The sequence below is a fragment of the Haloplanus sp. XH21 genome, from assembly GCF_023276355.1.
GTDB classification, from domain to species: domain Archaea; phylum Halobacteriota; class Halobacteria; order Halobacteriales; family Haloferacaceae; genus Haloplanus; species Haloplanus halobius.
This window is the reverse complement of record NZ_JALLPL010000001.1, coordinates 1369524-1387566: the sequence shown is the minus strand read 5'-3', so window position 1 is coordinate 1387566 and position 18043 is coordinate 1369524. Positions and strand designations below refer to the sequence as shown.

General features: G+C 68.6%; 24 protein-coding genes. 11 read left to right on the top strand and 13 right to left on the bottom strand.

Annotated features, from left to right (window positions below; all coding sequences use genetic code 11):
• Positions 1–33: 33 nt before the first annotated feature.
• A complete protein-coding gene (locus tag MXB53_RS07140) occupies positions 34–1023 on the top strand; it encodes a DUF5787 family protein (RefSeq protein WP_248896695.1) in 990 nt (329 codons plus the stop codon).
• On the opposite strand, the gene MXB53_RS07135 is transcribed toward MXB53_RS07140, so the two are convergent.
• A complete protein-coding gene (locus tag MXB53_RS07135; protein ID WP_248896694.1) occupies positions 1024–1515 on the bottom strand; it encodes a DUF5797 family protein in 492 nt (163 codons plus the stop codon).
• A 150-nt stretch (positions 1516–1665) separates the two neighbouring features.
• Between MXB53_RS07135 and MXB53_RS07130 the strand changes: the two genes are divergently transcribed.
• The 4 genes from MXB53_RS07130 to MXB53_RS07115 all read left to right on the top strand — a co-directional run bounded on the left by MXB53_RS07130 (position 1666) and on the right by MXB53_RS07115 (position 3546).
• Positions 1666–2439, top strand: coding sequence for an enoyl-CoA hydratase/isomerase family protein (locus tag MXB53_RS07130; RefSeq protein ID WP_248896693.1), 774 nt, complete (start codon positions 1666–1668; stop codon positions 2437–2439).
• Positions 2440–2593: 154 nt separating this feature from the next.
• Positions 2594–2851 (top strand): DUF5789 family protein, encoded by a 258-nt coding sequence (locus tag MXB53_RS07125; RefSeq protein ID WP_248896692.1) that lies wholly within the window; start codon positions 2594–2596, stop codon positions 2849–2851.
• 49 nt (positions 2852–2900) lie between these two features.
• Positions 2901–3218 (top strand): transcription factor S, encoded by a 318-nt coding sequence (locus MXB53_RS07120; RefSeq protein ID WP_248896691.1) that lies wholly within the window; start codon positions 2901–2903, stop codon positions 3216–3218.
• 25 nt (positions 3219–3243) lie between these two features.
• Positions 3244–3546 (top strand): DUF6517 family protein, encoded by a 303-nt coding sequence (locus tag MXB53_RS07115; RefSeq protein WP_248896690.1) that lies wholly within the window; start codon positions 3244–3246, stop codon positions 3544–3546.
• Positions 3547–3564: 18 nt separating this feature from the next.
• On the opposite strand, the gene MXB53_RS07110 is transcribed toward MXB53_RS07115, so the two are convergent.
• The 6 genes from MXB53_RS07110 to MXB53_RS07085 form a co-directional block, all read right to left on the bottom strand.
• Positions 3565–3921, bottom strand: coding sequence for a peptide ABC transporter ATP-binding protein (locus tag MXB53_RS07110; protein WP_248896689.1), 357 nt, complete (start codon positions 3919–3921; stop codon positions 3565–3567).
• Positions 3918–4133, bottom strand: a complete 216-nt coding sequence (locus MXB53_RS07105) for a hypothetical protein (RefSeq protein WP_248896688.1) — start codon at positions 4131–4133, stop codon at positions 3918–3920. Before MXB53_RS07105 ends, MXB53_RS07110 begins: the two co-directional genes overlap by 4 nt.
• A 58-nt stretch (positions 4134–4191) precedes the next feature.
• Complete coding sequence (locus MXB53_RS07100) at positions 4192–4917, bottom strand: methyltransferase domain-containing protein (protein WP_248896687.1); 726 nt, start codon at positions 4915–4917, stop codon at positions 4192–4194.
• Positions 4914–5312: a nascent polypeptide-associated complex protein gene (locus MXB53_RS07095; RefSeq protein WP_248896686.1), complete on the bottom strand. Its 399-nt coding sequence runs from the start codon at positions 5310–5312 to the stop codon at positions 4914–4916. Before MXB53_RS07095 ends, MXB53_RS07100 begins: the two co-directional genes overlap by 4 nt.
• A 96-nt stretch (positions 5313–5408) precedes the next feature.
• Positions 5409–6179, bottom strand: coding sequence for a creatininase family protein (locus MXB53_RS07090; RefSeq protein WP_248896685.1), 771 nt, complete (start codon positions 6177–6179; stop codon positions 5409–5411).
• A gap of 64 nt (positions 6180–6243) precedes the next feature.
• A complete protein-coding gene (locus tag MXB53_RS07085; RefSeq protein ID WP_248896684.1) occupies positions 6244–6594 on the bottom strand; it encodes an SHOCT domain-containing protein in 351 nt (116 codons plus the stop codon).
• A 150-nt stretch (positions 6595–6744) separates the two neighbouring features.
• Here MXB53_RS07085 and MXB53_RS07080 point away from each other — a divergent pair, with 150 nt between their 5' ends.
• The 4 genes from MXB53_RS07080 (at position 6745) to menE (ending at position 10733) form a co-directional block, all read left to right on the top strand.
• Complete coding sequence (locus MXB53_RS07080) at positions 6745–8421, top strand: acyl-CoA mutase large subunit family protein (RefSeq protein ID WP_248896683.1); 1677 nt, start codon at positions 6745–6747, stop codon at positions 8419–8421.
• Positions 8422–8523: 102 nt separating this feature from the next.
• A complete protein-coding gene (locus MXB53_RS07075) occupies positions 8524–8823 on the top strand; it encodes a hypothetical protein (protein WP_248896682.1) in 300 nt (99 codons plus the stop codon).
• A 39-nt stretch (positions 8824–8862) separates the two neighbouring features.
• Positions 8863–9249, top strand: a complete 387-nt coding sequence (gene mce / locus MXB53_RS07070; RefSeq protein ID WP_248896681.1) for a methylmalonyl-CoA epimerase — start codon at positions 8863–8865, stop codon at positions 9247–9249.
• Positions 9249–10733 carry an o-succinylbenzoate--CoA ligase gene (gene menE, locus MXB53_RS07065; protein ID WP_248896680.1) on the top strand — a complete coding sequence of 495 codons (1485 nt, stop codon included), beginning with the start codon at positions 9249–9251 and terminating at the stop codon, positions 10731–10733. Before mce ends, menE begins: the two co-directional genes overlap by 1 nt.
• On the opposite strand, the gene MXB53_RS07060 is transcribed toward menE, so the two are convergent.
• Together MXB53_RS07060 and MXB53_RS07055 are read right to left on the bottom strand one after the other, a co-directional pair.
• On the bottom strand, positions 10730–11995 hold the full coding sequence (locus MXB53_RS07060) for an MFS transporter (RefSeq protein ID WP_248896679.1): 1266 nt from the start codon (positions 11993–11995) through the stop codon (positions 10730–10732). The genes menE and MXB53_RS07060 overlap by 4 nt on opposite strands.
• Before the next feature lie 143 nt (positions 11996–12138).
• Entirely contained in the window at positions 12139–14436 is a 2298-nt protein-coding gene (locus MXB53_RS07055) for a nitric-oxide reductase large subunit (protein ID WP_248896678.1), read from the bottom strand.
• Positions 14437–14585: 149 nt separating this feature from the next.
• Here MXB53_RS07055 and MXB53_RS07050 point away from each other — a divergent pair, with 149 nt between their 5' ends.
• Positions 14586–15254 (top strand): helix-turn-helix domain-containing protein, encoded by a 669-nt coding sequence (locus tag MXB53_RS07050; RefSeq protein WP_248896677.1) that lies wholly within the window; start codon positions 14586–14588, stop codon positions 15252–15254.
• A gap of 73 nt (positions 15255–15327) precedes the next feature.
• On the opposite strand, the gene MXB53_RS07045 is transcribed toward MXB53_RS07050, so the two are convergent.
• Positions 15328–15654 carry a DUF5789 family protein gene (locus MXB53_RS07045; RefSeq protein WP_248896676.1) on the bottom strand — a complete coding sequence of 109 codons (327 nt, stop codon included), beginning with the start codon at positions 15652–15654 and terminating at the stop codon, positions 15328–15330.
• A gap of 92 nt (positions 15655–15746) precedes the next feature.
• Here MXB53_RS07045 and MXB53_RS07040 point away from each other — a divergent pair, with 92 nt between their 5' ends.
• The gene (locus MXB53_RS07040) at positions 15747–15959 is read left to right on the top strand and encodes a ribbon-helix-helix domain-containing protein (protein ID WP_248896675.1); all 213 of its coding nucleotides are present in this window, start codon (positions 15747–15749) and stop codon (positions 15957–15959) included.
• Here MXB53_RS07040 and MXB53_RS15795 read toward each other — a convergent pair.
• The 3 genes from MXB53_RS15795 to MXB53_RS07025 are packed head-to-tail and all read right to left on the bottom strand — an operon-like array spanning position 15956 to position 17986.
• Complete coding sequence (locus MXB53_RS15795) at positions 15956–16831, bottom strand: bifunctional 5,10-methylenetetrahydrofolate dehydrogenase/5,10-methenyltetrahydrofolate cyclohydrolase (protein WP_248896674.1); 876 nt, start codon at positions 16829–16831, stop codon at positions 15956–15958. The two genes, MXB53_RS07040 and MXB53_RS15795, sit on opposite strands and share 4 nt — an antisense overlap.
• Before the next feature lie 37 nt (positions 16832–16868).
• Positions 16869–17309, bottom strand: a complete 441-nt coding sequence (locus MXB53_RS07030; protein ID WP_248896673.1) for a JAB/MPN domain protein-containing protein — start codon at positions 17307–17309, stop codon at positions 16869–16871.
• Positions 17306–17986, bottom strand: coding sequence for a hypothetical protein (locus MXB53_RS07025; protein WP_248896672.1), 681 nt, complete (start codon positions 17984–17986; stop codon positions 17306–17308). The genes MXB53_RS07030 and MXB53_RS07025 overlap by 4 nt, the downstream gene beginning before the upstream one ends.
• Between the last annotated feature and the right edge of the window lie 57 nt (positions 17987–18043).

The following is an 18043-nucleotide window of genomic DNA, read 5'->3' as shown; positions in this document are numbered from 1 at the left end:
ACGCATTAGCCCCGCGGTCGCGGAGCGACGGGTGTGACCGGCTTCCCAGGCGACGCCGAGTTCGGCTTCGAACTCGTCACCTGCCGGTGGGCCGAGCGCGCGTGGCCACCCCACCGCGAGGCGGACACCGTCCCGATCGTCGCCCGCCAACTCGGCACCCGGAAGCGACGCTGGGACACCGTCGTCGTCGAGGCCGACCCCGAGGGGCTCGCGGCCCGGGCCGCCTTCGGCGCGGAGACGCTCGACTCGGACCGCCTGCATATCGTCCGCAACGCCTCCGACGAGTGGGCGTGGTACCGCGACGCGCTGCCCGACCCGGGCTACCCCTGGCGGTACGTCCGCGAGGCGATCCACCGGGCCGACGCGCGGGGCGCCGTCGAGACGCGCCGCGACGGCAACCGCATTCAGATCCGGCAGGTCGCGCCCTACCCCGACTGGGTGCGCCGCATCGTCGCCATCGAGAACAAGCCCGACCTGTCGGCGAGTGCGGCCCGTCGCCTCGGCGACCAACTCGACCACGACGTGTCGACGGCGCTGGCCGACGAGGTGTGGGTCGCCACCGCCGCGACGGGCGAGACGGTCGAACCCGCGCTGCTCGAAGACCTCCCCGTCGAGGCGGGCGTGCTGGCGCTGTCGGCCGACGGCGACCACCCGATTCCCGACGCCGACGTGACCTGGTTGCCCGCGACCCTCGACCCGACGACGGATACCACGCTGCCGGCAGCGGAGAAAGCCGAGAAACGGTTACGGCTGGCGGAGCGGGCCTACGGCGCCGGGTGGCGGTCGTACGTCGAAACGATGCGCCCCGACTGTCGGTCGTTCGAACTCCGCGAGCGCGCGAGTGCGTTCGTCCCCTGGTGTGACGCGAAGGACTGCCACCAGACGGCGGCGGAATGTTCCGGCTCCTGTCCGTCGTTCGCACCGGAGCCGCCGGCCTGGCGCACGCGTGGCTGGCCCATCGAGGGCGGGCCGGGCAAGGCGATCCAGCGACTGCTCGCGCGTCGCCGTCGCCGGCACCGCTGACTACAGCGTCTCGACGTCGACGCTGTCGCGCTCGACGGCGAGTTTGAACGTCGGCACGGTGCGGTAGACGACGTCGACGACGCCCTTCTGGCGCAGGCTTTGGAGCGCCTCCCGCACCGCGTCGACATCGGGGTCGGCGTCGAACCGCTCGCGCACCTTCTGGAGGACACTCACGACGCTCTCGGAGCGGTCATCGGGACCCGCCACGACCGCGAACACCTGCGCTTCGAGTTCGGGGACGCGGATGACCTGTGGGCCGTCCTCGCCACCCTCAAGACCTGGTTCGACGCCCGTGATATCCGCCGCCTCGGGCGTCGCGCAGATGTAGCTGTTCTCGTTGCGGTAGTAGTAGTCACTCAGATGCTCTTCGAGATACGAGTGGACCTCGCTGCCGCTGTCGAGCCCCCAGCGCTCCTGGAGTTCGCTGTTTTTCGTCGGCTGGAGACGGACGATGTCCGCCAGTCGGTCGCGTTCTGCTGCTGACAGCGTCATCGCCCCGCGATTCGAGGGTCTCCCATATGCGTGTTCCGTTCGACTACGGCCGTCGCGGGCGAGGGCGACGCCCGTGGGGTTCGACTCGGGCCAAGCATGGGAACCGCCCCCAACCGAACGATTAACCACTTGGCTGTCGTCGGCCCGGGCATGTCATGGAACACCGTTACGCTGGATATCTCCGATGGTGTCGCACGCCTCACGGTCGACCGCCCCGACGCGCTGAACGCGATGAACCCCGAGACGCTGGAGGAACTCGAAGCCGCCATCAGGGAGGCAGAACGCGAGTCGGCGCGCGTTCTGGTCCTGACGGGGGCCGGCGACGATGCGTTCATTGCCGGCGCCGACATCGACTACATGCGGGAGTTCTCGACGCCCGAGGCCCTGGCGTACGCCGAGCGCGGGCAGAACATCGTCCGGAACCTCCAGGAGTTCCCGGGTGTCACCATCGCGGCGATCAACGGCTACGCCTTCGGCGGCGGCTGCGAGTTCTCCCTCGCCTGCGACCTCCGCGTCGCGAGCGAGCGGGCCATCATCGGGCAGACGGAGATCGACCTGGGCATCATTCCGGGGTGGGGCGGGACACAGCTCCTCCAGCGTCTCGTCTCCGACGAGGTGGCGCGCCGTTTGGTCTTCTTCGGCGAGCGCCTCGACGCCACCGACGCCCACGAGCACGGACTGGTCGGCGAAGTCGTCGCCCACGACGAACTGTACGACCATGTCGACGAGATGGCGGCGGAACTCGCGTCCAAACCCCGCCACGCGCTCTACGCGGCCAAGGAGGCGCTCAACGCCTTCCACGAGACGGGCGGCGAAGGCGGCCTCACCGTCGAACGCCGGGCCTGGAGCGGGCTGTTCGGCACGCCGGACCAGCGCGAAGGGATGGCGGCGTTCGTCGAGAAGCGCGAGCCGGACTTCGAGTAGGAGGGGTTATCGGAAGTCGTCAGCGGTCCTCGCGGGACCGTCCCTGCGAGGATCGCCGGGCAGTGACGATGATCCGAGGCGCCGGGTCGCTGTCGCCGACGAAGTTCCGGGTCGGTCAGCCACCACTAAGTACCGAGGGGCCGTAGACTGTGTTATGAGTGAACGCGTGAAACTGAGCCGCGTCGAGTCGGCGTTCGAGCGGCTCGATTATCCGGTGACCCGCGACGACGCCGCCGCCGAATTCGTCGACGTGACCGTGACCTTTGCCGACGGCGAAGCGAACCTCGGCGAACTCGTTTCGGAACTCGGCAGCGACTCGTTCCACGGCCCAGAGGAACTCCGCGCCGAACTGCAGAACGTCCTCCCGGTGGAGGCCGTCGGCGAACCCGGGCAGTCGGACGGAGACGCCTAGTCGCCTATCCGTGGGTTAAAGACGGTCGACCACCTTTCTTAAGGCCACTATGGAGTTTTGCGACGAATGCGGCTCGATGATGCAGGCAGAAGACGGGATGTGGACCTGCACCCAGTGCGGTCACGAGAAACCGCGCAATGCCGAGACGGAGGCACAGATGGTGACGACCCAGTCCCAGGAGGAATCGGAGATCATCGAATCCGGCGGCGGCTCTAGCGGTCTCCCGACGACCAGCGCCAACTGCCCGGAGTGTGACAACGACACGGCGTACTGGTACATGCAACAGATTCGGGCGGCCGACGAGTCGGAGACACGATTTTTCGTCTGTACCGAATGCGAACACAAGTGGCGCGAAGACGACCACTAACCGCGTCGCCGAGAGGGTGTGAGCGATGGTCGCGCCGCCCGCAGTTCCGAGCGAGCGACTGACCGACTGGCGTCAGGCGAGCGACGGGACCGAGACGCCGTTTTCGGCGGCCGGCGTCACCGTCACTGCCCACGTTCTGGTGTGCGAGGACGACACCCTCCGCGAAGCCATCGAACGGCGGACCGGCGTCGACCGCAGTTGGCGCTTCTTTCTCGCCCCCGTCTCGAACTCACCCCCTCGCCACCCATCACCGACGCGCTCCGGCGACCGGATCGATCCGTCCGGCTTTCGGTCGGCATTGCTCGCGCTGATCCGGCAGACGCGGTAACGAGACGGCCGGGCGGCGTTACGAACGCGTCGCCAGCGCCGCGAGAAGGAGGCCGCCGACGCTGAGACGCGCTGGCGCGAGACCGAGCGTTCGGGAGAGCGGACCGGGGCCGTCGCCGGGCACCACGCGGGCGATACTCCGTCCCTGCACCCGGCAGTCGAGGGTCACGTCGGCCGCCGATAACTGGTCGAGCAGGGGACCGGCAGTGCGGGCGAGCGACCACGCGACGCCGACCGACGGCGCCGAGACGACGATCAGATCGCCGTAGCCGCGGATCGACACTGTCTCGCCGTCGACATCGAGCGTCAGATCGGCGTCGATGTCGAGCGGACGATCGGTCGGCGGTCGGTCGCCGGCGGACGGCGCGTCGGTCACTCGCGGTCGGACTCGCGGGTTCGGATGCGGACGGTCCCGTCGAGTCGCCACCGCGCGTGGTCGGCGTCCGCCCCCATTCGATCCGGCACGCGCACCTCCAGGTCGTCGAACTCGTACGTGATCTCGGCGCCGCGACCGGTGAGTCGCTCGTAGAGACCGACTGCCAGTTCCGGCCACGTCTGCACGTCGTCGACGCCACGCTCCCGGCTCATATCTCAGGGTTCGCTCGCCACCCACTTATACGGTCGGACGGGGTGACCGGCGAGAAAGTTACCGGCGCGCGACGGTCAGATACCCCGTGTGGCCGACGCCGCGCGTGTCGGGCCGGGAGCCGCGGTCGTCGAACTGCATCGATCGCTGGATGGTTTCGTAGGTCGTCACGTCGGTCAGACCCGTCTCCTCCGCGGCCGCGACGGCGTCGCGCGAGCCCTCGATGAAGGGGGAGTAAACGACGACGAACCCGCCGCTGACGACCAGGTCCGGCGCGCGCCGGACCACCGTCGACGCGTCCTCGGTGTCGAGCGTCAGCACGTCGAAGCCCGGGCCGTCGGCGAGCGCGTCGAGTTCGTCGGTCACGTCGCCGGTGTGAACGTCGACCGCGTCCTCGACGCCCGCGAGACGCATGTTCTCGCGGGCGACGTCGGCGAAGTCGGGATCGCGCTCGTAGGTGTGGACGGCCGCGCCGATGCGGCCGAGATACGCCGCGAGGACGCCCGTGCCGGTGCCGGCGTCGAGGATGCGGTCGTCGGCTGCGGCGCCCGTGAAGCCCACGATGAGACCGACGTCACGGGGCATCATCGGCGCGCCCGTGCGCTCGAAGTGGTCGAACAGGTCGGGGCCGCGTGGCTCGCGGACGACGAACTCCGTGCCGAGATGGGTCTCCAGGCGGTCGCCGGGTTCGACGTCCTCCGGCACCGTCAACACGCCGAGGTCGGTCTGGAGCTCCTCACCGGGCGCGCGGAGATACTCCCGGTCGTCGTGGACCAGGAGGATCACTCGAGGCTGGCGATGGCCGCCGCCAGATCGCCGTCCGCGTCCTCGAGCGCCTCGCGGGCCGCGTCCTTGCCCACACCGGCGCGCTGGGCGACGAGTTCGACATCCTCGTCCGGGATGCCGCCCGATTCCGTCGATTCCTCGGCTTCCGCCGCTTCCTCACCGGCCTCGACGGCGCCCGCTGCTCCGCCCGCTTCGCGGTGTTCGGGGTCGCCGACGACCTGGTACGTCTCCTGACCCTGGGCGTCCATGCGAGTCACCTGGACGTCCGAGAAGACGAGTTCCTCGTCTCCGGTCCGGATCACGACCTCTTCGGCATCGAGTTCGGTCACGTCGATGCCCATCTGTTTCATCATCTGTTTCATCTTCCGCGGATTCATGCCGCCGCCACCAAACATAGCCGAGGAGAGGGTGTGTGACGGCAAAAGGGTGGCGAAGCCGGGTCTATCATCTCCCCGGGTGCTGACTCCGAAACGAGACCCCCACGACCGTGGTTAGACGTGCGATTTCGGCATGAGGTCCTCGAACGCCTGTGCATCGAGCCACCCACAGAGCTGACAGAGCTGGTCGACCGCCGCATCGAACAGCTCCTCGCCTTTCGCTGCGGTCGCGTCGGTCTGATCGCCGAGGACGCCGTTTTCGGTGTTGTCGATGGCGTCGTAGAACGTCCGGGAGCCGTGTTTGACGGTGCCCGCCGCGTTGACATCGGAGACGCCGCCGTCACGCGCATCGTCGAGGCGGTCCTCCCGGACCAGTTCGGGCCGGAGATGCTGGATCATGGCCGTCTCCTTCGGCCCGCCGTGTGGCCCGTTCTGTGCGAACAGGTCGTCGACGAGTTCGGGGATGCTCTCGTCCCACATCCACTCGATGGCGTAGAGGGTTTCGTCGTCGCGGAGGCGACGGCCCACCTCGCGCAGGTGGTCGACGTTGCCGCCGTGGGCGTTGACGTAGACGACGCGGTCGATGCCGTGGTACGCGAGATTGCGAGTAACTGACTCCACGTAGTCACGGAAGGTGGGGGCGTCCGCCCACATCGTGCCGTGGAACTGCTTGTGGTGCGGACTGACGCCGACGTTGATCGTCGGCGTGCAGAGAGTGCCGGTTCGGTCGGCCGCCTCGCGAGCGAACGCCTCGGCGATCAGGTGATCCGTCGCCAGCGGCAGGTGCGGCCCGTGCTGTTCGGTCGATCCCAGCGGGACGAGCGCTAGCGACTCGTCGGCGAAGTAATCCTCCAGTTCCGGCCAGGTCTCGTCTGCGAGATACATGTTGTCTGCATGGCGGTCGGGCGGCCCCTTGAATCTGTGTTCCGTCGCGAAAAAGAGGATCGGGTCACCCCGTCTTCTGGAGTCGAGTCAGCCGACGCTCGAACTCCTCGTCGTCGACCTCGCCGGTCGCGTACCGCTCACGGAGTGTATCGAGCGCTCGGTCTCCCTCCTCGTCGGCGCCGACATCACGGGCGTCCACGGTCCGGACCGCGTACAGGAGCACCGCTGCGACGACGACCAGGAGGAGGACGACCAACAGGAGGGTGAGCAACCAGCCGCCGCCAACACCGACACCGGCCCCGGTGCCCATTCCCGTTCCGGCACCGCCCCAGTGCGGGCCGTGTGGACCGGGTCCGTGGGGGCCGGGATGCCACTGTGCGAGGGGTGCGAGACCGGACAGCGTTGGGAGTTGCATCGTTCTCACCTCTATCTAAAGGGAGGGGCGCTCACGGCATGAGTGCCGCGCCGATTCTCCGTTTCCGGGAATCGCGGTCGGGCGTCGTGACTCAACGTCACGCGGACGCACAGCCAACAGTATAAGTCGGCGGCGTACCTCGAGTCGGCCATGTTCGACCCCGACGACCTCGAAGCGATCCGCGAGGGCAAAGCCCAGTGGGAGGCCGAGACGTACGGCCCCACCGTGGACCGCTTCGGCGAGCGAAAGGAGGCGTTCACGACCGACACGGAGGGGCAGTCGGTCGACCCGCTCTACACGCCGGCGGATGTTGCTGACCTCGATTACGACGAGGACGTGGGTTTCCCGGGCGAGGAGCCGTACACGCGCGGCGTCTACTCGACGATGTACCGCGGGCGGCTGTGGACCATGCGCCAGTACGCGGGCATGGGCACCGCCACCGAGACCAACGAGCGGTTCAACTACCTGCTCGACGAGGGCCAGACCGGCCTCTCGATGGCCTTCGACCTGCCGACGCAGATGGGCTACGACTCCGACGCCGCGATGGCGGCGGGCGAGGTGGGGAAGTCGGGCGTCGCCATCGACACCCTGCGCGACATGGAGACGGTGTTCGACGGCATCCCGCTGTCCGAGGTGTCGACCAGCATGACCATCAACGCGCCCGCGGCCATCCTGCTCGCGATGTACGTCGCCATCGGCGACCAGCAGGGTGTCGACCGGACCGAACTCCGGGGGACGATCCAGAACGACATCATGAAGGAGTACATCGCGCGCAACCTCTACATCTACCCGCCGGAACAGTCGATGCGGCTCATCACGGACATCTTCGAGTTCTGTGCGGACGAGGTGCCGAAGTTCAACACCATCTCCATCTCCGGCTACCACATCCGCGAGGCTGGCTCCACCGCCGCCCAGGAGATTGCGTTCACCCTGGGCAACGGCATCGAGTACGTCAACGCCGCCCTCGACGCCGGCCTCGCTGTCGACGAGTTCGCCCCACAGCTCTCCTTTTTCTTCAACGCGCACAACAACATCTTCGAGGAAGTGGCGAAGTTCCGCGCCGCCCGCCGGATGTGGGCGACGATCATGACGGAGCGCTTCGGCGCCGAGAACCCGAAATCCAAGCAGTTGAAGTTCCACGCCCAGACGGGCGGGTCGACGCTGACGGCCCAGCAGATCGAAAACAACGTCGTCCGGGTGTCCTACCAGGCGCTCGCGGCGGTCCTGGGTGGGACCCAGAGCCTTCACACCAACGGCAAGGACGAGGCGCTGTCGCTCCCGACCGAACAGAGCGTGCGGACGGCGCTGCGCACCCAGCAAATCCTCGCCCACGAGTCGGGGGCGGCCGACACCATCGACCCCCTCGCCGGGAGCTACTACGTCGAATCGCTGACCGACGACCTCGAACGGGAGGCGTTCGACCTGCTAGACGAAATCGACGAGCGCGGCGGGATGCTGGACGCGGTGAAATCCCAGTGGGTCCAGGGGCAGATCCAGGACGTCGCCTTCGACCGCCAGCAGGAAATCGAGGAGGGCGAGCGAATCATCGTCGGGGTCAACGAGTATCAGGTCGACGAGGACCCCGAGGTGGAGTTGGAGGAAGTGACCGAGGAGGACGAGCGCCGGCAAGTGGATCGCCTGGAGACGGTTCGCGCGGAGCGCGACGACGAGGCGGTGGAGGCGGCGCTCGCCGCCCTCCGCGAGACCGCGCGCGGCGACGACAACCTCCTCCCGCCCATCGTCGACGCCGTCAAGGCGTACGCGTCGGTCGGCGAGATATCGAACGTGCTCCGCGACGAGTTTGGCGAGTACCAGCCGGGTCGGTAGCGGCTCGGCACGGTCAGTCGCGACGGCCATCGACGAAGGGTATGAATTGTGGTCTGACACGACAGGGACACTGTTTAGTGACCCCCATCCATTCTCCGGGTGATGAGCGAGTCCGACTTCCCGCACGAGAAACTGGACCGGGACACCGTGACCGGTGACGAACTAGCCAACTGGCTGAACAAGTATGGATCGGAGTGGGCTCTCAAGATCGAGCCGCTGGGAGAGGATCCCGAGTACGTCGGCGTCGTCGACGGCCGGTTCACGAATTCGACCGAACGCGGCCTCAATCACGTCGCGCTCGGCTACCTCGCCGACATCGCCGAGCGGGCGCGACGGATCGACTACGTGCCACGTGAGGACTCCCCCTTCGCCGCCGACGAGAACGACGAGGACGACGCGTAAGCTCGAAAGTATATAGGCGCGCGCGCCGCGACTGGACGTATGCGCTTCGATCATCTCGGCGTCGCCACGCGTGACGGCGACGCGCTCGCGGACCTGTTCGGGCGGTTGTTCGACGCGTCGGTCGCGCACCAAGAGACGGTCGACGACCTCTCGGTCACGTTTCTGGACCTGGGGAACGGCTATCTCGAGCTGCTCGAGCCGCTCACCGACGAGGGACCGACCGCACGGTTCCTCGACCGTGACGGCCCGGGCATTCATCATGTCGCCCTAGCGACAGCGGACGTGGCGGCCGCCCTCGACGCAGCGCGCGAGTGTGGCGTCAAACTCATAGACGACACACCCCGTCCGGGTGCCTGGGGACACGACGTCGCCTTCCTCCACCCCGAATCGACCGGTGGCGTCCTCGTGGAGTTCGTGGAGCACTGATGGACGACCCGCTCACGTACCGGGCGGACAGCACCCCGGACGCGACGGCGCTGATCGCCGCCGACCGCGACGACCGCTGGTCGGTCGCCGACCTCGATGTGGCCGTCGAGCGAACCGCCGGTCGCCTCGCCGCCCTCGGCGTCCGGCCCGGCGACCGCCTCGGCATGTGCCTCCCGACGCGTCCCGCTGCCGTCCGGATCGTTCACGCGGCGCTCCGACTCGGGGCCGTCCTCGTGCCGCTCGGCCCCCGGCTCACCGCGCCGGAACTCGCTGACCGGCTGGATCGGGCAGATGTCACGACGCTCGTCTGTGGCGCCTCGACAGCGGCGACGGCGGCCGAGGCGACGGCCGACGAACCGTCACTCCCCGTCGTCTCCGTCGACGACGCCGACAGCGACCGCGTGACTGCGCTGGGATCGCGGACGCCCGACGCGGTCGTTCCTCACGACTGGCGCCTCGAAACGACGCTCGTCGCCCCGTTCACGTCGGGGACGACGGGCGCGCCGAAGGCGGTGGCGCTGACGCTTCGCAACCTCCTCGCGAGCGCCGTCGCGGCCGCGTTCCGCATCGGGTTCGCCCGCGACGAGACCTGGCACGTCGCCCTCCCGATCCACCACGTCGGCGGTCTCACGCCGCTCATTCGGATGCCGCTGTACGGCATGACGGTCGTCCTCCGCGAGTCGTTCGACGCCGACGCCATCGCCGACGACATCGAGGCGTACGACGTGACGGCCACGTCGCTCGTCCCGACCACCCTCTCGCGACTCCTCGATGCGACGAGCGGATCGCTCGGCCCGTCGCTCCGGGCGGTGTTGCTGGGGGGCGCGCCCGCGTCCGAGGCCCTGCTCAACCGGTGTCGGGATCGCGACGTGCCGGCCTTCCCCACCTACGGCATGACCGAGACGGCCTCCCAGATCGCGACGGCGACGCCGGCGGAGGCGGCCGCCCGTCCCGGCACCGTCGGTCGGCCGTTGCTCTGGACCGACCTCTCCGTTCGCGACGATGCGGGCGACGAGTTGCCGCCCGGCGACATCGGCGAGTTCGTCGTCTCGGGGCCGACGGTGTCGCCGGGCTACCTCGACGCGGAGCGGGACGTGTTCGGCCCGCACGGCCTGCGGACGGGCGACGTGGGCTACCGCGACGAGGACGGCTACGTGTGGGTCATCGGGCGCACCGACGATCTGATCGTCACCGGCGGAGAGAACGTCGCGCCCGACGAGGTGACGGACGCGCTCCTGAGTCATCCCGACGTGGCCGACGCGGCCGTCGTCGGACTCCCGGACGACGAGTGGGGCGAGCGGGTCGCCGCCCTGGTCGTGCCACGTGCCGGCGCGGCGCTCTCGGCGGGGGATATCGAGTCACACTGCCGGGAGCGGCTGGCGGGGTACAAGTGTCCACGGACGATCCGTCTTGCCGACGCTGTGCCCCGCACCGATTCAGGGACGGTCGACCGCGACGCAGTGCGGAAGCGACTCGTCGATTAGTCGACGCCGCCGTTCTCGGCGGGCGACACGCGGCGTTCGAGCGCCAGCAGGCCGACCGCGAGGCCGCCACAGGCGACGATGAGCGTCGGCCAGAGCAGGCCAACGAGGCCGAAATCGAAGAAGGCGCCGCCGAGGGCGGCCCCGAGACCCATCCCGAGGCGCTTGGCGATCTCGATGAGCGAGAGGCGTGACCCGCGGTCGTCGGCGGGGCCGAGGTCGCTCGCGAGCGACGTGACGAGCGGCGAGTGGAGCACTTCGCCGACGGTCCGCAGGACGAGGAAGGCGCCGACGAGGCCGACACCGACGGCCATGGGTTCCCAGTCGAGCGCGAGTCCCGAGGCGGCCTGGCTAAGTGGATCCAGCGCGAGGATCGCGCCGAAACTGACGGCCCAGAACGCCGTCGAGGCGACGAGCCCGCGGGTGCGCCGCCAGTCGTCGACGGCGGCGAGGACGGGCATCTGGAAGAGCACCAGCACGAGCGGGTTCAACACGTAGAGCGTGCCGATCTGAGCGGAGTCGAGGCCGAGCGTCTCGCTGGCGACGACGGGGACCGTCGCCTGCATCTGGGCGTACATGACGGCGAAGCCGACGTTGAGGAGGGCGAGGGCAACTAGACGGGGACGAGAGATGGCCCGGCTCCAGTCGCCGACGCTCTCGGAGAGCGTGGCGTCGGCCCGCCCGTCGTGGATCTCGGGCAGGGCAACGAGGAGGACGCCAGCGACGACGGCGGAGGTGAGGCCGTCGGCGACGAAGACGGCGGTGTTGGCGAACTCGTAGAGGACGCCGCCGACGACGAACCCGGAGCCGAAGCCGACGTTGCTGGCGACTTTCAGCAGACCGTAGCCGCGTTCGCGCTCCGCGGCGTCGGTGAGGTCGGCGATCATCGCTTGACTCGCGGGGGCGTACAACCCCATCGTCAGGCCGGCGGCCGTCGCCACCGCGACGAATCCCGCGCCGGTGGTGACGAGGGCGTAGGCTGCGAGGGTGACCGCCGAGAGGGCCATGCTGCCGACCATCACCGACCGTCGGCCGTAGCGGTCGGCGAGGTAGCCGCCGACGGCCGTCCCCGCCGCCGTCGCGACGTTGTTGGCGAGGAGGCCGAGGCCGACGATACTCAGCGGGATGCCGACCTGAAGGTGGAAGTGGATGCTGGCGAAGGGGTAGACCAACCCGGACCCGAAGACGTTGATGAGGCGGCCACCCGCGACGGCGTAGACGGGGCGCCGAAACCCGCGGACGGCGTCGAGCGTCGACCCAAACACGCCAGTGAGTCGGTGTCGCCCCTCCGTCAACGGTTCGTTTCGGGGCCGGTGTGCGAGCCGGCCTCAAGGGATTATTGTAACTGTCCATAGATTCTCGCCGGACCGTCACGGCGAGAACCGATGATGGCTTCCAATAATCCCGATCAGTCGTCGTCCTCGGCGAGGACGCGACTGGAGACGATGCTGGAGCCAGGAATGCTCGACGGCGCGGTGGTGTCACGGAGTGCGAACCGCTGTTTCACCGTGTCGTAGGCGAAGACGGCGGTGCCGAGGATGAGCATGGTGTCCCCGGGCAGCCGCGCCCAGAACAGGAACTGGATGAGGTCGCGGTTGTAGAACGCCAGGCTGCGGGCGGCGTCGTAGCTGACGGTGAACGCGGTTTCGAGTTGCAGGAAGCCCACCGGCAGGACGGAGCCGAACACCATCACCGCGAGGCCGACGTTCCAGAGCCAGAACGACCATTTCAGGCGCGTGGGGTTCCACTGGGCGGGGTCGACCGCGATGCGGAGCATGTAGGTGACCATCCCCAGTGCGAGGAAGCCGAAGGCGCCGAACATGGCCGCGTGGGCGTGGCCGACGGTCAGGTACGTCCCGTGCTCGTAGTAGTTGATGATGGGGAGGTTGATGAAGAACCCGAGCACGCCCGCGCCGACGAAGTTCCAGAAGCCCGACGCGATGATGAACGCGAACGGGAGCGAGTAGGGGAAGGATTCGCCGGCCGTCGCGAGCGCGCGGTACTCGTTGAGGGCCTCGAAGAGGATGAGCACGAGCGGGATGAGTTCGAGCGTGGAGAACACGGAGCCGAACGGAATCCACACGTCGGGCTGGCCGATCCACCAGTAGTGGTGGGAGACGCCGATGACGCCCGACCCCATCACGAACAGCGCCTGGAACATGACCGCCTTCTCGGCGGAGCGGCGCTTGAGCAGGTTCATCGACACTAGCGTGATACCGATTGTGGCGACGATGAAGAACTCGAAGGCGCCCTCGACCCACATGTGAACCACCCACCAGCGCCAGAACTCGGTGACGACGATGTTGGTCTGGGGGGTGTAGAACAGCCCTGCGGTGAAGAGCAGGGCGATGGAGCCACCGGCGTAGAGGATCATGTGAGCGAGGCCGTAGGGCTGCTCACGGTCGAGCAGTGGCTTGAAGCCGCGGGCGACGAGCGCCGCCCAACCGACGAACCCGGCGAGGAGGCCGAGTTGCCAGACGCGGCCGACCTCCAGATACTCCAGGCCCTCGTTGCCGAGGAGCCACCAGAGCGGGCCGTCGATGTAGCCGTTAGCGCCGAGCCAGATGCCGGCGAACCCGCCCACGACGACGACGAGCAAGGCGCCGATGAGCGCGTGGATGTACCGCGTCTGGTTCGCGGGCTCCGTCCCCGTCAGGAGCGGCGGGAGGAACAGGCCGGCGCCCAGCCACAGCGTCGCGATCCAGAGGATGCCCAGATCGAGGTGGTACGTCTTGGCGAGGGCGAAGGGAAGGATGCCCAGCACGTCGACGCCGAGGAGTTCGCCGACGCCGAAGAAGCCGTCACGCTCGACGTAGTAGTGGGCGAGCAGTCCCCCGAGTAACACCTGCGCGAGGAAGAGGGCGGCCGCGACGGGGATAAAGCGCGTCGCCGCCCGCTGGCTCGGCAGGAGGTCGATGTCGTCGGGATGGGGCACCGAGACGCCGTGGGTCTCCGGTTCGGGGAGTTCGACCGAGCGGTAGAGCCAGACGCCGATGCCCGCGCCGGCGACGAGCAACACCATCGCGACGACGCTCCAGGTCATCGTGCCAGCAGTGGGTTCGTTGCCGGCGAGGGGAGCGTACGGCCAGTCGTTGGTGTAGGTGTGGTCGGTGCCTGGGCGCTCGGTGTGGGAGATCCAGGCGGTCCAGAGCGCGAAGTCGGCGAACAGCCGGGCCTCGTCGGCGGAGTCGATGGTGTTCGCCGGCAGACCGTGTTCGCGACTCCCCTCGTGGTACAGTTCGACGTAGTCCGCGCGGACCTGCTCGTGAGCGTAGACCTCGGCCGCGGAGTATTCGACCGGCTCCGTGGTGTCCGTCGACGCGAGGTCCTCCTCGACGAGGCTATCGACGGCGGCCTGTTGGGGGCCGTCGAGCGCGTCGTACTCGCTCCCGTACCGCTCCTGGGCGTAGTACGACTGCATGTACCGCGTCTTGCGATCCAACGCGTCGGCGGTGTAGTCGCTTCCGAAGTACGCGCCGTTGCCCAGGATGGAGCCGTGGTTCATCAGCGCGTCCGACTGGAAGACCGTCTTGCCTTCGCGTATCTCATCGCCCGTTACGACCGTCTCCCCGTCGGGTCCGACGAACTCCTGGGGGATCGGCGGTGCCTGCTGGTAGGAGTACCAGGCGCCGGCGCCCATCACGATGAGGTTGCCGACGAAGACGACGAGCAACAGTTTCGCGAGCGTCTGTCTGCGTACTTTCATACCAGTTTGGTGTCGCGCCAGCGTCCTGTTGGGCGTTGGTCCGAACGTGTTCGGGGACGTTCCCGGCGTGTGGGGACTTGACAGCGCTGATACGAATATGTTCGGGGGAATCCCCGTGCAGGAGGCTCCCATAGGATCGTTCACGCGCCATGCCCTACGCCAAACTCACCATCGAGCTGCCCGCAGCCATCTGGATCGGGGAGGTGTCCCGGGAGTTCCCGGAGACGACGTTCCGGGTGCTGTCGGCCGTCCCCACGGGCGATTCGGGGTTCGGGCTGCTCGAAATCGATGGGGACTCGCTCCCCGCCGTCGTCGAGGCCGTCCAGGAGCGACCGGACATCTCGTCGCTAGAGGTGATGCAACACACCGACGGCGCCGCCATCGTCCAGTTCGAGACGAGCGAGCCTCTGCTCCTGCTGTCGATTCAGGAGTCGGGCGCTCCGATCGAACTTCCCGTGACCATCCGTGACGGGGACGCCGTCATCGAACTCACGGCCTCGCGGGACCGGCTGTCGGAGTTCGGCCGTCAACTGGAGGCGTTCGGCATGTCGTACACGCTCAACCGAGTGTACGACCAGGCCGACCAGTCGGATCTCCTCACCGACCAGCAGCGAGAACTGCTCGTGACGGCCGTCGAGATGGGGTATTACGACACGCCACGGGAGTGTACCCTCACCGAACTCGCAGAGGAGAGGGCGCTCGCGAAGTCCACGGCGAGCGTCACGCTCCACCGTGCCGAGGAGTCGGTGATCAAGGAGTTCGTCGCCGAGCGCCTCGGAACGACGACGGAGGAGCCGATGGGTGTCGTTCCGGAGTGACTATCATAACTGTCCAGAGCTTCTCGCGGGGACCCTCACCGCGAGAATCTCTGCCGACTTCCAACACCCCCTCTCAGAAGGGGAGGATCGACCGGAGACGACCGAGTAGGCTGCCGCTGGCGGAGACGCGGTACTCCTCGAACACCGGGTGGAGGAGGTCGAGCAGTTCCGATTCGGACTCGAACTCCTGCTTGGGGAGCGCCTCCATCGCCTCCGAGAGCGCGACGGTGTTCCCCGCGGCGTCGTAGGGCACCTCCGGGTCGCCGAGCGCGCGGACGATCTCCTCGCGGGTCGCGGGATACTCGATATCGGCGCGGTCGAGATTGCCGACCAGCGCGGCGATACCGAACTCGATCGCGTCCGGAGACGACGAATCCTGCTGCGGCGGCCTGGCTGCCATTACCGGGCGTTGTTACTGCACCACTAAAAACGACCGCCATTCGCTCGCCGTTGTCACCGAGCATATTTCCGCCCACACCGCCTGTGGCCGGTATGACCGAATACACGACCGTCTCGATCCCGAAGGAACTCGGCGACCGCGTCGAGGACACCATCGAAGGCACCAGTTTCTCCAGCACCAGCGACCTCGTCCGGTTCCTGCTTCGGAGCATCGTCATCCAGTACCAGCGCCGCGGCGAGTTGACCGAAGCGGAGTTCGAAGAGATCACCCGCCAGTTGACCGATCTCGGGTATCTGGACGACTAGCCGTTCGTCGCGCCCGCCGCGGTGACGGCGACGACGTTCCGCAGGAGCATCGCCATCGTCAGCGGGCCGACGCCGCCGGGGACGGGCGTCATCGCCGCCGCCTTCGTCCCGACGCTCTCGGCGTCGACGTCGCCGACGAGGGTCGTACCGTCGTCGTCCTCGACTCGGGTGACGCTCACGTCGACGACGACGACGCCCTCGCTGACCATCGATCCGTCGACGAGGCCGGGCGTGCCGGCGGCGGTGAGCAGTAGGTCCGCCGTCCGGGTCTTGGCCGCGAGGTCCCGCGTCCGCGAATGGCAGACGGTGACCGTGGCGTCGCGGCGACAGCAGAGGTGGGCGAGCGGAACGCCGATGGTGGGCGTCCGGCCCACGACGACGGCGTCGCGGCCGGCGACCGTGACGTCGTGCGCCGAGAGTAGTCTGTCGACCGCCTGTTCGGTGACGGGACGGACGCGCGGGTCTCCCCGGAGCAGTCGGCCCAGGTTCTCGGGGTTGAAGCAGTCGACGTCCTTCTCGGGCGGCACGCAGCGACGCACTTCGGTCGCGTCGACGTGATCGGGGAGCGGTACTTGTACGAACAGCGCCGTGACCGCCGGGTCGTCGCCGAGATCGGTGACCGTCCGGTAGACGCGTTCGGCGGGCGCATCGGCCGGGAGGTCGACGCGTCGGGTGTCGATCCCCACCTCGGCACACAGGTCGTGTTTGCGATCCATGAACCGCTCGTCGTCGGAGGCGTCGCTGACGAGCACCGTCGCCAGCAGCGGGTCGACGCCCGCGCGGCGGCAGTCCTCGAGGCGGTCGAGCGCCTCCCGACGGACGGCGGCCGCGGGGTCGTCACCGGCGAGTCGCCGGGGCGATGACTCGGACACAGGCCCACGGACGGGCGGGATCGATAAAGCGGTTCGGTCACTCCGGCAGCGACTCCACCGGGGGTTCGGCGTCGAGGACGGTGAGCGGAAGGCGCCGCCCCTGTCGGTCGAAGGCGGTGAGCGTCTCCGTGCCCCAGGGCGGCACTGCGAGCAACACGACGCCGGCGAGGTCGTCCCGCCGCGTGAGTTCGGCGGGGCCCTGCGGATGGGTGAGAAAGCGGGCGCGCCCCCGGCCCGCGGGCGTCCCGAGGTCGACGCCGAAGACATCGCTGACGGCGCGCCCCGCGGGGAGATAGAAATGCGTCAACACCGGCGTCGCGGGGTCGACACCGAGATCGGCGTCGAACTCACCGGCCGGCGTCGCGTCGAGGACGACGTTCTCGCGGGCGGGATCGGCCGCGGCGGCCCGTTCGAGGAGCAGGTCGATGAGTCCCTGGGTCGCGTAGACGCGCCGAGACTCGTCGTCGGAACGGGTCACCCGAACACCAGCTCGCGGAGCATCTTCGCGTACGCGGCCGGCAGGCGGCGGCGCGCCCCCGCGAGCGCGTCGTCGAGGGCCGCGGTCGCGTCGTCGGCGATGCCCTCCCCGTGCCCGACCAGAATCCGGTCGGGCGAGCAGTCACCGAGCGCATCCCGGGGCGGGATGGGACGGAGCATCGGATGGACGCCGAGGCGTTCGTCGCCGGCGCGGAAGAACGAGGCCGTGCCCACCGCTTCGGGAACGAGCAGCGTCTCGTCGGGGCGATAGAGGGCGGCCTCCTGCCACGGCGGGATCGACGTATTGCGAACGCGCCGGACGCGGTAGCCCGAGTCGCCGAGTTCGTCGCCGAAGCGTTCGACCGGCGCGTCGAGGTTCGCCGCCACGCCGTCCATCCAGTCGGGGACGAACGCGGGAACGTCGTGACGGGTCGCGACCGTCGCCGCGTCGCGTTCGTGTCGGTCGAGACAGACCGCGACGCCGGCGACGGCACCGAGGTCGGCCAGCAGGTCGTCGACGCCGGGCGCGTCGACTGGATCGACCACCCAGACCCCGTCGTCGCCGACGAGGGCGTGGCTCGCCCGTTGCATCCGTTCGTCGGGATGGGCGATCCAGCCGACGCCGCCGCCCCAGCGGTCGATCTCGCGCAGGTCGGCGCGGCCGCCTTTTAGTGGCATGCTCACAGGTGGGGCGGAAAGCGCATAAAACCTCGACGCGGGAGGGCAGGAAACGCC